Source organism: Saccharopolyspora sp. NPDC003752, assembly GCF_053605825.1.
Genome location: NZ_JBSGJZ010000022.1, coordinates 1 through 13,585 on the forward strand (window position 1 = coordinate 1; position 13,585 = coordinate 13,585).

Sequence of the window (13,585 nt, forward strand, 5' to 3'; positions counted from 1 at the left end):
CCTTCGTGTGGACCAAAACCGCTGACGAGATCCTCGCCAGCCTCGCCCACTACTGCACCAGAATCAATAAAACCATTAACGACTCAGAACACTAGTAGTGCTTTGTTAACTCGGTCGTGATCACCTACTGTGGATCGTGGTTGACTTCGGTGGTGACTCCGGATGAGATCGATCGGATACGTCCACGGCTGGTGGAGTTCGCTGCGCGGATGCTGGATGGCCTGCCGCGGTCGGATCAGCGGGCCAAGGGCGAGTTGTACGTGCGTGGGTTGTTGACCGATATGACCAGCCGTTTCTCCGCTCACGCGGGGTCCGGGCCTTTTGTTGAACAACCGTGAGCAGATGGAGTTCAACACTGCTCCCGTTCGAAGCCTTCGGAAACGGGTGAAACACCTCCCCTGCAGAGGTGGACGCTGGCAGGTGTTGACCACGAAGCGAGTGCGCGTTCCGCGCTTGTGTAGGGAAACCGGGCCGGGCCGGCGTCACCAGGCCAAGGCTCGCCTGCGGACCTCAGCCACAGCGGCGGGTGGATCTGACCCAGCTACTGACACTGTGTGCTGCGCTGGCCACCATGGCTCTGGCCATCCCCAGCACGACTACCAGCGCGATCGTTCCGCGGCTAGTAACGTACTGGCAAGCTTTGTCCGGGAAACCACGAAGGCGCTGCGCTCTCCTCAAGGCGTCTGCCCCGCGGGACCGCCATCCGCTGATATAGAAGTGGCTCTGAGCATCCTCGGCCGCCGCGTGGAGCCAACCTCTCTAGTGCTGAGATCCACCGTGGAGGGCTTGACCAGGCCATCGGCGTTATGGAGCTCAATGGGTGGCCCTCCGGCTGGACGCCGCCACGGTAGGGTGCCGTAGCCCAACGGCGGCACCTCAACGCTTAGTCCGGAAAAGCACACAGTAGAGCGAACGCAGGGGCGCCCGTACTCGTTAGCTGGCGACGATCTCCCGGGCGCGTGCAACCACATCCAGCCAGCGGATGGGTCCTGGTAAGCGGACCCAGCCCGCGCCACAAGCTGGCCCCATCCTGGTCTGGCAAGATCCCTACTTCCGTCAAATCTCGCGAACACCACCCGGTCGTGAGAACGGGTGCTCCCAAACCCGCGTACAACCGCCGTCACAACTCGCGAGCAAGGCCACACCACCCCTTCGTCGGTGTCCCCGAGGGCCAGGGTGTTCCCGTCCGCGCTCAGCGCCTGCGAGATGCCGTCACCGACGAACTCGGGCAGCGCCCCGAGCCGCCGCCACGCCCCACCACCATCGGTGTCCCACAGCACTACCTCGTGGATGAAATCCAGGCTGTCTCGACCGAGCGGCTCCGCGCCTTGGTGGCGGCCAGGTTGCCGGTGGCCGCCGTGACGAGGTTGAGTTCGTACGATTCACGAGCCGGCACGGGCTTCCGGGGTGAAAGCGAGCTCAGGTCCCCGGAGGCTGGACAGCAACGAGAGCCTCTGATCATTGTCCCGCAGGTCCTCGGCCGCGGTGATCAGCTCCCGGCCGACAGCGACGCGCCGTTGCTGGTCCGCCTGCTCGCGTTGCCGGACAATGAGCGCCAATCAACACCCACAGTGGCGGCCAGGCGCCCGCCCCTAAGACGCAGTGATCGGCACCACATTCACATTCACCCAGGTGGATCAATACATGGCCAAGATCAGCGTGACCCCATTTCGGGGCTCAAGATCCACAACTCCCAAAATCCTCCCAAAAATCTCCGAAATTCGAGATGGCACACTTCGAGACGATCAGTCAAGATCCACAACAACACAAAGAAATGCCCGCTGACCTGCACTAATGTGCCAGCCAGCGGGCTTCCGCAAACGTCGGGCTGACAGGATTTGAACCTGCGACCCCTTGACCCCCAGTCAAGTGCGCTACCAAGCTGCGCTACAGCCCGTTCTTCTGTTTTTGCCCCTCTCGGGGTGTGTCGTTAGCCTACCGCACCTCCGGATGGGCGATCATCGGGGCCCTCCAGTTGGCGTTTTTGCTGGTCAGGGCTTTGCCAGGTCGTCACCGCCGCCGTGAGCGACGTCGTCCAGGCCGCCAGGATCCGGGCTCCCTCCTCCCCCGTCGCCCCTGCCGGGTCGCCCAGGACTCCGTTGGTCGTGGCCGCCCGGAGCCCTCCGGCGCGGAGCGTGTCGATCAGGTTCGGCAGTGGCGTCGTGTTGCCCCGCTCCGCTCTGGCCAGGTGCACCGCTTGCGGGCGCAGCGCCAGCATCACCGAGGTCTCGGTTCGGCCCGCGTGGGTGTCATCCGGTCTTCCCTTCGGCGCCCAGGCGAGCGCACGGCGGCCTTCCGCTCGCAGCTTCCCCACCGCTCTGCGGACCGGTTCGGCATTGCCTCCGTGGGCCGACACCAGCACCACTCCCGCGAACGCGTCCGCCGAGCGGACCAGTTCCACGAGCAGGTGCTCGACCGCTTCCTGACCGATCGACAGCGTGCCCGGGAAGCCCGCGTGCTCGCCGCTGGAGCCGTAGGTCACCGCCGGTGCCACCACGGCCTGGCACTGCTCCGCCAGCCGGGCGCAGAGCGCCTCCGCGATCTCGGTGTCGACGGTGAACGGCAGGTGCGGGCCGTGTTGTTCCGTCGCGCCGACCGGGACCGCGAGGATGCTCCGCGCGGCGATCGCGGCGACCTCCGGCCAGGTCAGGTCCGTCAGGGCCGTCATCGCGACACCTGGACGCTGCTGCGGCCGCCGCGGTCCGTCAGGAACGGCAGCAGTGACGCGGGGCTGCGGGAGCGCAGGGCGCCGCGCGCGACACCGCATCCGTATGCCAGGTCGTCCGCCGTGCGCGCCAGGCACCAGCGGATCGGGTCGAGCGGAGGCCTCTTGCGCGCCCAGTCCAGCAGCGTCCTGAGCATCACCAGCGCCAGCACCGCTCGGCCGCGGCGGCTGAGCAGCAGCAGCGGAACCGCCACCGGTGCCCAGGCTCGTCCGATCGCGTCGGCGAAGACCCGGCCGGCGCCGAGATTTCCCTGTGCTGCCAGGCGAATCGCCTCGTGGGCCGGGATGCCCAGCTTGCCGAGCTTGCGGGTCAGCAGGGCCGCCGCGGCGCTTATCACGGCCAGCCCTGCCCCCGATCTGCCCGCGAGGATCAGCGCCCAGGCCACCGCGCTCCACAGCGAGGCCCGCACCGGGGCGACCGCGTCGCCGTGCCGCTGCGCCAGGGGGCCTGCCGAGGTTCCGTAGTCGAATCGCTGGCGCAGCAGGGCCGTCCACCGCGGGCGCGGCGCGTGTTCGACGACGGCTGCCGGTTCGTAGCGGACCAGGTGTTCCCCGGCGATCAGGCGCCAGATCAGGTCGACGTCCTCGCCGAAGCGCATCTCCTCGTCGAAGCCGTCGAGCTCGCGCAGCGCCGATGTGCGGACCACCAGGGCCGCCGTGGGGACGTAGCTGATCCTGCTGCCTGGCTGGACCAGGCCCGGTTGGTCGCCGAGGTCGAGCGGCGACTGGGTGCTCTCGTAGCGGGCCAGCGCTGTTTCCCCCGATGTGCTGCGGATTCTCGGTGCCACGGCCGCGACCGCCGGGTCTTCGAAGTGGCGGAGCAGCGGTTCGAGCCAGCCCGGTTCGGGGATCGTGTCCGCGTCCAGGAACGCCACGAGCGGCGTTCGGGCCAGCCGCCACCCGGCGTTGCGGGCCGCCGCCGGGCCCCGGGCGGTTTCGTGGCGGATCGAGGCTCCCGGGATCGGCCGCCGGGAGCCGTCGTCGACGACGATGGCGGGCGCGTCGAGCGCCGCGAGCAGCCCGGACACGTCTCCGTCGCGCACCGGGATCACGACGGTCACATCGCTCGGGCCGTGCTGGGCCTGGTCGTAGCTCGGGTGCATCATTCCCGCCCGGACGAGCCGCTGTGCCAGGGCCGCTCCGGTGGTCACCGGCTCGCCCGCGATCCAGCCGTCGACCGTGGCCGCGCCGGCGGCGGTCAGCCGCAGCACCCGGAACGGCGATCCGCCGGCGAGCGTTCGCCCGCCGTCCCAGCGGCGCAGACCGGGGTCGGGCGCGAGTCTGGGCGTCATGCCGTGAATCCTCCGTCGGCGTGCACGACGGTTCCCGTGACGGCCGACGCTCCTTCGCCGCACAGCCAGCACACCGCCGCCGCCACCTCCTCCGGCTCCAGCAGGCGCTCGACCAGCTGGTGCCGGCTGAACTCCTCGACGTCCGGCAGGTCGTAGTACGCCGCGGTGGCGGTGAGCATGTCCGTGCGGGTCGATCCCGGCGAGACCGCCGTCGCGGTGATCCCGGTGCCGCGGAGGTCGGTGGCGAGGCCGCGGATCAGGCCGACCACCGCGTGCTTGGCCGCGTTGTAGCCGGCGAGGTGGTAGAGGCCGCGGTGCGCCGCCGAGGAGGCCAGGGCGACGAACCGGCCGGATCGCGGCTCGGGTCGTTGCAGCAGCAGCGGGACCGCGGCGCGGGCCAGGTTCGCCACGCCGCGGACGCCGACGTCGAACAGGGCGTCCCACTCGTCGTTCGAGGTCTCCCACAGCGGCCGCCCGCCCGCCATGACGGCGGCCGCCGCCACCGCCGCGTCCAGGCCGCCGAACTCGGCTTCCGCCACCGCGACGGCTCGCCGCACCGCGGCCTCGTCGCGGACGTCGGCCACGACGTCGCGCACGGACTCCGGCCACTCCTCCGCCAGCGCCCGGAGCTGCTCCCGGGTTCCCAGCGGGTATCCGGTCCCGGGGATGTCCGCGCAGATGTCGACGGCGACCACGCGCCAGCCGTCCGCGGCGAGCTGTCGCACGACCGCCGCGCCGATGCCGCGTGCCGCGCCCGTGACCACCGCGACCCTGCTCATGACTGGTCCGCCTCTCCGCGATTCACAGTGGTGGTTGCGTTCAGCCCACTCTCCCGTTGCGCGGTTTCCTGTGGCTGGCTTGCGTCACGGTCCCCTGAGGCGCGGTTGAGGAGGACTCGGCTTGACACAGGGCTGCTCATGACTGGTCCGCCTCTCCCGTGATGTATCCGTGGCGCTTGAGGTAGCCCAGCAGTTCGTCGGCCGCTTCGGCGGCCGGCAGCGGGCCGATGACGGCCGGTGGCGTGCGGTCCTGCAGCGCGCCGGTCAGTTCGAGCATCCGGTCATGCGCCGTCGTTCCCGCCGGGGCGGTGAGTTCTCGCGCTCGCGGGCGGAGCGGGCGGGCCGAGACCACGCGTCGTGGCCGCTGCGGCTCGGCCGCGATCGTGCGGATCGTCGCCTTCTGGGCCGCCAGCACGGCAGGCAGGCTCGCTCGGCGGAGGCGCACTCCGGCGGCTTCGACCGAGACGACCGCTGGCGTGGGCAGCCGCAGGACCTCCCGGCTGCCGCCGTCGAGCCTGCGGTGCGCCAGCAGCGATTCGCCGTCGGTTTCGAGCTTGACGACGCCGAGCGCTTGCGCGGCACCGCGCCGGGCGGCGAGGAACGCGGGCGTCGTGCCGGTTCCGCCGTCGTCCGATCTGTCGCCGCACAGCACGAGATCCGGTTCCGCGACCGCCGTTGCGATCGCCTTGGCCGTCTCCGCTCCATTGTGGACGAGGTAGCCGGGCTCCAGCTGGTCGTCCCGCGCCACGCGGATCGCCTCGTGCGCGCCCGCCGCCAGCGCTAGGCGCAGGCCCTCCTCCGCCGCTGCGGGCCCGACGGTCACCGCCACGACCCGGCCGCCGAGTTCTTCGGCGAGCCGGAGGCCGTGCTCCAGCGCCGCGTGTTCGGCGGCGTTGCCGCCCCGGTCTCCGGCGTCGAGCGCCCCGGTGAGCGGATCCACCCGGACCCGCCGCCAGGACCAGCTCAGCGCCACGACGATCTGCGGTCCCATGTCAGCCCTTCCGGAAGACCACGCCGTGCCCGCCGTCCGGGTACGTCCAGGTGATGGCGCCTGCGGAGTTGCAGATCTGGTAGCAGGTGCCGCATTCGAAGCACTGCTCGTAGTTGAACAGGATGCCGCCGTCGCCGGTGGGCACGAACAGCTTCGCCGGGCAGGCGTGCACGCACGCCTTGGTGGTGCACGACCGGCAGATCTCGGTGTCCACGGTGATGTGCGGGCGATCGCCGACCTGGAAGTCGACGGTGCCCATCCGGTCCTCGAAGGACACTTCCGGGTACTGGTGCATTATCGCTCCTCAGCCGAAGACTCGGAGGCCGGCCCAGGCGTCCGCGGCGAGTTGCCGCAGCCGGACGCCGTGCCGGGCGGCCGTGCGCCGGAACAGCTTGCCGAGGCCCGGTTTCGGTTCCGGGTTGCGGACGGTGAAGACCTCCTGCGCGAAGTCGCAGAGCAGCCGCGGGTACTGCCGCTGGACCCGGTCGGAGAGGACCAGGTGCGGGGCGCCCTGCAGGTTCTTGTGGTCGGTCAGCACGAAGTTGCCCTCCAGCCGCTTGCGGTAGCCCGCGAGCCTGGTGGGATCGCCCGCGGCGATGGCTTCGGCGGCTGTGCGGCCCGCCGCCAGGCCGGAGCCGATGGCGAAGTTGACCCCCTCCAGCCAGATCCCGGCCGCCAGGCACATCGCGGCCGCGTCGCCGGCGACCAGCAGTCCGTCGGCCTGCAGCGGTGGCATGCTGCGGTAGCCGCCTTCCGGGATCAAGTGCGCGGAGTACTCCTTCAGCTCCGCGCCCCGCAGGTAGGGCGCGATCGCCGGGTGCGCTTTGAGGTCCGCGAGGACCTCCTCTGGGCGCCGACCGGAGGAGGCCAGGCCGGTCAGCGACAGCACCACGCCGATGCTGACCGTGTCGCGGTTGGTGTAGAGGAAGCCGCCGCCGGGGATGTCGCCGGTGCAGCCGACGATCTCGAAGTCCGCGCCTTCGTCGCCGCTGAGCCCGAAGCGCTCCTCGATCGCTCTGCGCGGCAGGGAAAGGGTTTCCTTCACGCCGAGGGTCTGGTGCTCGGGGTCCGTCTGGGGCAGCAGGCCCGCCTGCTTCGCGAGGAACGAGTTGACGCCGTCGCAGGCGATCACGAGCTGCGCCCGGATGTCGCCATCGGGCCGGTCCGTGCGGACGCCGATCACGCGCCCGGCGGCGTCGCGCAGCAGCTCGGTCGCGACCGTGGAGGTCACCAGCTGCGCGCCGGCTTCCACCGCCTTGCCCGCAAGCCACGCGTCGAAGTCCGCGCGGTAGGTGGTCATGCCGTTGTACGGCGCGCTCCCCCAGTCCTCGGTGCGGAAGTCGACGGTGAGGGCCTGGGTCGGGGTCATCATCATGGTGCTGCGGCGGGTGACCCAGCGCTGCACCGGGACCTCTTCCCACCAGCGGGGCAGGACTTCGTCGAGCACCCGGCCGTAGACGACGCCGCCGTAGACGTTCTTCGCGCCGGGGAACGGCCCCCGTTCCAGCAGGATCACGCTGCGCCCGGCCCGCGCCAGCTCCAGCGCCGCGGACGCGCCGGCCGGGCCCGCCCCGACCACCACGGCGTCCACTTCGGAGTGTTCAGGCATCGGCGGCTCCGTTCAGTCGGCGCGCCAGTTCGCGCAGGACCTCGGGCGCGTCGGCGACGATGCCCAGGTCGGCCAGCGCGGTCATCGGGCAGGACGGGTCGGTGTTCACGCTGATCACGTGGGCCGGGCGGCCCAGGCCGCCGACGTGCTGCGTCGCGCCGGAGACGCCGAAGGCGACGTAGAGGTCGGGGTCCACGACGACGCCCGTGGTGCCGATCTGGCGGTCGTGCCCCGCCCAGCCGGCGTCGGTGATCACCCGGGTGGCGCCGGCGGAGGCGCCCAGGGCGGCGGCCACGCCGGTCAGCGTCCGCATCACCGCCGAGCCATCCTCGCCGGGGCGCACCAGCCCGGCCCCGCCGCCGAGGATCCGCTTGGCTTCGGCGAGTTCGACCGTTTCGGGTTCCGGTTCCAGGACCTCGACGACCTCGGCGTCGAGGACCGCGGGCAGGATGACGGTCAGCTCGACCGGTTCCGGGGCGGGCACCGGCCGCGGCGTGCCGCGCACGCCCGGGATCAGGGTGACCACGGCCGGTTCGTCGAGCGCGACCCGGACCTCCAGCGAATCGTCCAATCTGGACAGATCGGCGTGCTCCGGCGTGCACCGGGTGGCGCCGGCGAACAGGGGCCGTTCGCTCTGGAAGGCCAGGCGGGCGGCGATGTCGCGGCCGTCCGGCGAGGCCGGTAGCACCACGACGGGGACCTCGGCGATCAGCGGCGCCAGCACCGCGGCCAGCGCGCCGGGCGCGATCACCGGGACTTCCGCCGCCCAGATGCGCCGGGCCGCGGTGAAGGCGCGAGCCGCTTCCCGGGTGCCGGTGCCCACGACGAGGACCGCACCGCCGCATTCGGCAGCGGCCTCGTCCGCGCCGCCGGGCAGCGCGCCGCCGCGGGTGATGACGACCGCGAGCATCTCCGGACGTCCGTTCACAGGCCCACCGCCACTCGATGTCCTTCGACGACCGCGGCGTGCGCGCGGCGCGGCGCGATGCAGTCGCCGACCCGGTGCACCGCGAACGGGGATTCCCTGAGCTCGTGCCACAACGCGTCTTCCGGGGCCTGGTGCGTCGCGCACACGACCCAGTCGACGCGGGTTTCGGCCATTTCCCCGGTGGTGTGCTTGAGGATCTGCAGCACGACGCCGTCCGGTTCGGCCGCTGCCGACATCACGACCTCGTCGGTGGCCTGCTCGATGCCTTTCGCGTGCGCCCGGACGTTGAAGGTCTCCATGTCCAGCGTCACGCCGAGGTCCTGGCAGACCACCATTCCCGGTGTGGAGATCCGCACCCGGCAGCCCCGGTCGGCCAGCAGTTCGGCGACCGAGGACGCCTGGTGGAAGCCGAGATCGTCGACGACCAGCACGTCGCCTTCCGGTGCCGCGCGGCCCTCCAGCACGTCGCGGACGTCGACGACCCGGTCGAGGCCGCCGGCCCAGTGCACCGGCTGCGGCCGGGCTCCGGTCGCGAGCACGACCACGTCCGGGTGCTCGTCGCGCAGCATCTCGGCGGTCGCCGCGACGCCGGTCTTGACGTCGACGCCGTGGCGTTCGCATTCGGCGCGCAGATTCCGCACCACGTCGAGGAATTCCGCGCGGCTGGGCACCGTGGCGGCGACCGCGACCTGCCCGCCGGTCGCCTGCTCCCGCTCGAACAGGGTCACGTGGTGGCCGCGTTCCGCCGCGGTCGACGCCGCTTGCAGGCCCGCCGGGCCGCCGCCGACGACCAGCACCCGCTTGCGGGCCCGGGGCAGCGGCAGCGCCACCGCCTCGCGGCCGGTCCGCGGGTTCTCGATGCAGCCCAGCCAGCGGTTCAGGCCCATCCGGCCGACGCATTCCTGGTTGCAGGACAGGCAGGTCCGGATGTCGCCGCCGTGCCCGGAGCGGGCCTTGGCCGCGAAGTCCGGGTCGGCGATCTGGCCTCGCACGACGCCGACGAGGTCGCAGTGGCCCTCCTCCAGCGCCCGTTCGGCCTGCAGCGGGTCCTTGATCCGCCCGACGCCGACCACCGGCAGGCTCACGGCCCGGCGGATCGCGTTGGAGATGAACAGCGCGTAGCCCGGCGGGATCGCCATCGACGCCTCGATCATGTAGAGCGTCGAGGTCGCCACGCCGATGGAGGTGTTGATGTAGTCGACCTTGCCGGTGGCCTCCACCATGCGCGCGACCTCGACCGCCTCGTCGATGGTGGTGCCGCCCTCGATCAGCTCGTCGCCGCACAGCCGCACGCCCAGCGCCCGTTCCGGGCCGAGCGCCTCGCGCACCGCGTCGATGATCTCCAGCAGGATGCGGGCCCGCCCGGCCAGCGATCCGCCGTAGGAGTCGGTGCGCTTGTTCGTGGCGGGGGAAAGGAAACCGCGCACGATGGACGAGTGCGAGCACTGGAGCTCGACGCCGTCGAACCCGCCCTCGGCGCAGTGCCCGGCGACGGTGCCGTAGCCGGTCACGACCTCGGCGATCTCGCGGGTGTCGATCGCCTTGGGCACCTCCCGGAACATCGGGTCCGGCACCGCGGACGGCGCCCACACCGGCAGGCGGGAGTACATCGACGACGCCTGCCCGCCGTTGTGGTTGAGCTGGGCGAAGATCGGCACGCCGTGGGCGTGGACCGCCTCGGTGATCCGCCGGTACCCGGGCACGACCGACCGGTGGAAGCCGTGGATCAGCTTCTCGTACGGCCAGTCCGTCGGGTGCGTCGAATGCTCTTCGGTGATCACCAGGCCCGCGCCGCCGGCGGCCCGGGCGGCGTAGTAGGCGGCGTGCTGCTCGCTGGGCAGGCCGTCCTCGGCGTAGTTCGTCAGGTGCGCGGAGAACACGATGCGGTTGCGCACGGTCACCGGGCCGATCCGCAGCGGGGAGAACAGGTAGCGGGTCATCGCACGCCTCCCCCGACCAGCGCGGTGATCTCGTGCGCCGCGCGGCGGCCTTCGAGGATCGCCTCGTGGATCGTCCTGGGCGCCACGCAGTCGCCCGCGCGCGGCCATCCGGTCAGGTGGGCACTGGGCAGCCTATGTCCACAGTGGACGACCGAGGCGCAGGCCAGGGTCCGGCGCTGGGCGGTGAAGGTGTCCTCCAGGACCACGTGATCGGGGTGCACTTCCCGCAGCAGCGAACGCTTCTCCAGCCGCACCCCGGCGCGCTGCAGCCGGCCGTTGGCGTCCGCCAGGTCGCCGGTGAGCGCCAGCTGCGTGCCCACGACCTGGTCCTGCGTGACGATCACCGCGTCCCGCCCCTGCCCGGCCAGCAGCTCGGCGACCCCGACGCCGACGGCGTCCCCGACCGGGTCGGACACCACCACCGGCCCATCCGGCACGGCGTGGTGTTCGAGCAGGTCGACGACGTCGATGACCAGGCCGCCGCGGTTCTCGTACGCGCGCGGCCCCGGCACCGAGCCGATGGCCACCAGCACGTCCCGCCTGGTGCCGATCAGGTCCGCCTCGGTCACCTCGGTGCCGAGCGTGACGCGCACGCCGAGCCGCCGCACCTCGGCTTCCAGCCAGTCGACGATCCGGCGCAGCCGCCCGCGCCCGCCGACCTCGGCGGCCCACAGCGCGGCGCCGCCGAGCCGGTCGCCCTTCTCGACGATCTCGACCTCGTGCCCGCCCTCGGCCAGCACCCGCGCGGCTTCCAGCCCGGCCGGGCCGCCGCCGACGACCAGCACCTCGCGCCGCGCTGCGGGCGCGGGCTCGGGGGCGCTGCTCTCGTGCCCGCTGAACGGCTCGCCGATGCACGAGACGATCGGGTTCCGGTTGTCCCGGACGCGGCACTTCTGGTTGCACAGCACGCACGGCCGGATCCGCTCCGGATGACCGGCCCGGACCAGCTCGACCAGGCGCGGCTCGGCGATCTGGGCGCGCGTCATCTCGACGAGGTCCGCGACGCCGTCGTCCAGGGCCTGCTGCGCCTGCTCCGGCTCGACGATGCTGCCCTGCAGCGCCACCAGTGGTCGTGAGCACTCGTTCCGGTCCTTGCCGGAGACCTCGCGGATCTGCCTGCAGAGACCGGTGTTGAAGCCGGGCTCGGTGTGCAGGTCGGGCCGCGTCGCCGAGGTCCCCATCGCGGAGCCGCGCACCACCACGAGGTAGTCGATCCGGTCCGCCACGGCCTCGACGATCCCGGCGGCCTGCTCCGGCGTGATCCCCGCCCAGGGCGCGAGCTCGTCGCAGGACAGCCTCAGCCCCACCACGCGATCGCCGACGGCGCGACGCACTGCATCCAGAACATCGCGCAGCAGCAGCGTTTTGTCCTCGCCGTAGGCGTCCGCACGCTGGTTCGTGAGCCCCGACAGGAACTGGCGGAGCAGCGAGTACTGACCGGCTTCGATCTCGACGCCGTGCATCCCGGCCCGCACGGCCGATTCCGCCGCAGCGGCGAAACCCGCGATGAGCTCGTCGATTTCGCCCTGCTCCAGCTCCATCGGCAGCTCGCGGCTGGCCACGTCCGGCACCCGGGACGGCGCCCACAGCGCGTGCTGCGAGAACGCCGAAGATCCCTGCGAGCCCGCGTGCCCGAGACCCGCGAGCACCACCGCGCCGTGCGGCCGGCAGGCATCTGCGACGGCCGCCCAGCCCGCGCCGCACTCCGCCGCGAGCGGAGCACGTTCGTAAGGCCAGTCGGAGGCGTGCACGCTGGCCGTCTCGGTGACGATCACGCCCGCGCCTCCGGCCGCCCGCGCCGCGTAGTAGGCCACGTGCCGGTCGGAAATGCCGCGGCCACGGCCCAGATTCGTCTCGTGCGGCCCGAACAGGACCCGCGACGGCGCGGTCACCGCGCCCAGCCGGACGCCGTCGGTCAGCTTCACGACTGGCTCGCCAAGGGGCTGGAGTCGCACGGCTTGGCTGGCATCGAAGGCATGCCCAGCCGGACCTTCCGCGAGGACCGCGAGTGGTCCTGCGACGCCTTCGGCAGACCCGAACGGTCCACAACGGACAGGGCCGTCTGCCCGTGGCCCTTCACGCACTCCGGGTCGGGACCGTCCAGCGGCAGGCCGGTGAAGAACTTCGCCGCCATGCAGCCGCCCTGGCAGGCGTCGAACGCCGAGCACGACCGGCACGCGCCGCCGGACTGGGACGTGCGCAGCTCGGTGAACAGCTCCGATTCCCGCCACACGCGGTCGAATCCGCCGGTCTCGCGGACGTTGCCCGCCTTGAACGCGTCGTGGATCGCGAACGGGCACGCGTAGACGTCGCCAACCGGGTCGATCAGGCACACGACGCGGCCCGCGCCGCACAGGTTCAGCCCCGGCAGGGGCGTGGAGCCCAGCGCGTTCAGGTGGAAGAAGGAGTCACCGGTGAGCACCTGCTCGCCGTGCTCGACCAGCCACGAGTAGATCTCGTGCTGCTGCGCGTCGGTCGGGTGCAGCTCGTCCCACACATCCGCCCCGCGCCCCGACGGGCGCAGCCGCGTGATCCGCAGCTGGGCGCCGAACCGGTCGGCGATCGCCTTGAAGTCGTCCAGCTGCGACACGTTCTGCCGGGTCATCACCACCGAGATCTTGAAGTCCTCCATCCCAGCGGCGGACAGGTTCTCCAGCGCGCGCATCGCCATGTCGAACGAGCCCGGGCCGCGCACGGCGTCGTTCACTTCACGCGTCGCGCCGTCCAGGGAGATCTGCACGTCCACGTAGTCGGTGGCCGCCAGCCGCGCGGCGCGCTTGCGGTCGATGCGCAGGCCGTTGGTGGAGAACTTGACGCCCACCTGGTGCTCGACGGCGTAGTCCAGCAGCTCCCAGAAGTCCGGGCGCACCGTCGGCTCGCCGCCGCCGACGTTGACGTAGAACACCTGCATCCGCTGCAGCTCGTCGATCACGGCCTTCATCTCGGCCGTGCTCAGCTCGCGCGGATCGCGCCGCCCGGACGACGAAAGGCAGTGCTCGCAGGCCAGGTTGCAGGCGTAGGTCCACTCCCAGGTCAGGCAGATCGGGGCGGCCAGCCCGCCCTTGAACTGCTCCACCAGCGAGGGAACGGGCGCCGGTTCGACAGCAGTCACCTTCGACTCCACTCGTTCGGGCAGCACCGGTGCTTTCGCGCGAAACCGGCGCCTTCGGTGCGGGGCCGCGGCGTTTTCGCGCGAAAACGCCGCCTTCCGTCTCTTTCTAAGCGGCGGTAGCCGCTTGCGGTGCGGGACTCACCTTGCACCGCCGCGGGTTCTCAGACGTCGTCCTCGCGAGGACAGCCCCGACGTGGTGTATTGGACAT

Annotated in this window: 11 protein-coding genes, 1 tRNA gene and 1 pseudogene; 1 reads left to right on the top strand and 12 read right to left on the bottom strand. The window is 71.6% G+C overall.

The annotated features are described in order from the left end of the window. Window positions 1-152: 152 nt before the first annotated feature. A pseudogene (locus tag ACWEV3_RS25930) lies at window positions 153-281 on the top strand (IS701 family transposase); the annotation flags it as partial. A 1,101-nt stretch (window positions 282-1,382) separates the two neighbouring features. Here ACWEV3_RS25930 and ACWEV3_RS25935 read toward each other — a convergent pair. From ACWEV3_RS25935 to mftC, 12 genes are all read right to left on the bottom strand, one after another. Beyond that, entirely contained in the window at window positions 1,383-1,559 is a 177-nt protein-coding gene (locus ACWEV3_RS25935) for a hypothetical protein (protein ID WP_452616383.1), read from the bottom strand. A 264-nt stretch (window positions 1,560-1,823) separates the two neighbouring features. After that, window positions 1,824-1,897 (bottom strand) — tRNA-Pro (locus ACWEV3_RS25940). A gap of 33 nt (window positions 1,898-1,930) precedes the next feature. Beyond that, window positions 1,931-2,668, bottom strand: coding sequence for a mycofactocin biosynthesis peptidyl-dipeptidase MftE (gene mftE / locus ACWEV3_RS25945; protein WP_452616384.1), 738 nt, complete (start codon window positions 2,666-2,668; stop codon window positions 1,931-1,933). After that, window positions 2,665-4,017, bottom strand: coding sequence for a mycofactocin biosynthesis glycosyltransferase MftF (mftF, locus tag ACWEV3_RS25950; RefSeq protein WP_452616385.1), 1,353 nt, complete (start codon window positions 4,015-4,017; stop codon window positions 2,665-2,667). Before mftF ends, mftE begins: the two co-directional genes overlap by 4 nt. Further along, the gene (locus ACWEV3_RS25955) at window positions 4,014-4,796 is read right to left on the bottom strand and encodes a mycofactocin-coupled SDR family oxidoreductase (RefSeq protein ID WP_452616386.1); all 783 of its coding nucleotides are present in this window, start codon (window positions 4,794-4,796) and stop codon (window positions 4,014-4,016) included. The genes mftF and ACWEV3_RS25955 overlap by 4 nt, the downstream gene beginning before the upstream one ends. A 136-nt stretch (window positions 4,797-4,932) precedes the next feature. Beyond that, a complete protein-coding gene (locus ACWEV3_RS25960) occupies window positions 4,933-5,787 on the bottom strand; it encodes a mycofactocin-associated electron transfer flavoprotein beta subunit (protein WP_452616387.1) in 855 nt (284 codons plus the stop codon). Between the two features lies 1 nt (window position 5,788). After that, complete coding sequence (locus ACWEV3_RS25965; RefSeq protein ID WP_452616388.1) at window positions 5,789-6,082, bottom strand: ferredoxin family protein; 294 nt, start codon at window positions 6,080-6,082, stop codon at window positions 5,789-5,791. A 9-nt stretch (window positions 6,083-6,091) separates the two neighbouring features. Further along, the gene (locus ACWEV3_RS25970) at window positions 6,092-7,396 is read right to left on the bottom strand and encodes an FAD-dependent oxidoreductase (RefSeq protein ID WP_452616389.1); all 1,305 of its coding nucleotides are present in this window, start codon (window positions 7,394-7,396) and stop codon (window positions 6,092-6,094) included. After that, entirely contained in the window at window positions 7,389-8,324 is a 936-nt protein-coding gene (locus ACWEV3_RS25975) for a mycofactocin-associated electron transfer flavoprotein alpha subunit (RefSeq protein ID WP_452616390.1), read from the bottom strand. The genes ACWEV3_RS25970 and ACWEV3_RS25975 overlap by 8 nt, the downstream gene beginning before the upstream one ends. Further along, window positions 8,321-10,264: a mycofactocin system FadH/OYE family oxidoreductase 2 gene (locus ACWEV3_RS25980; protein ID WP_452616391.1), complete on the bottom strand. Its 1,944-nt coding sequence runs from the start codon at window positions 10,262-10,264 to the stop codon at window positions 8,321-8,323. The genes ACWEV3_RS25975 and ACWEV3_RS25980 overlap by 4 nt, the downstream gene beginning before the upstream one ends. Next, entirely contained in the window at window positions 10,261-12,189 is a 1,929-nt protein-coding gene (locus tag ACWEV3_RS25985; RefSeq protein WP_452616392.1) for a mycofactocin system FadH/OYE family oxidoreductase 1, read from the bottom strand. The genes ACWEV3_RS25980 and ACWEV3_RS25985 overlap by 4 nt, the downstream gene beginning before the upstream one ends. After that, the gene (mftC, locus tag ACWEV3_RS25990) at window positions 12,186-13,376 is read right to left on the bottom strand and encodes a mycofactocin radical SAM maturase (protein ID WP_452616393.1); all 1,191 of its coding nucleotides are present in this window, start codon (window positions 13,374-13,376) and stop codon (window positions 12,186-12,188) included. The genes ACWEV3_RS25985 and mftC overlap by 4 nt, the downstream gene beginning before the upstream one ends. Window positions 13,377-13,585 lie beyond the last annotated feature (209 nt).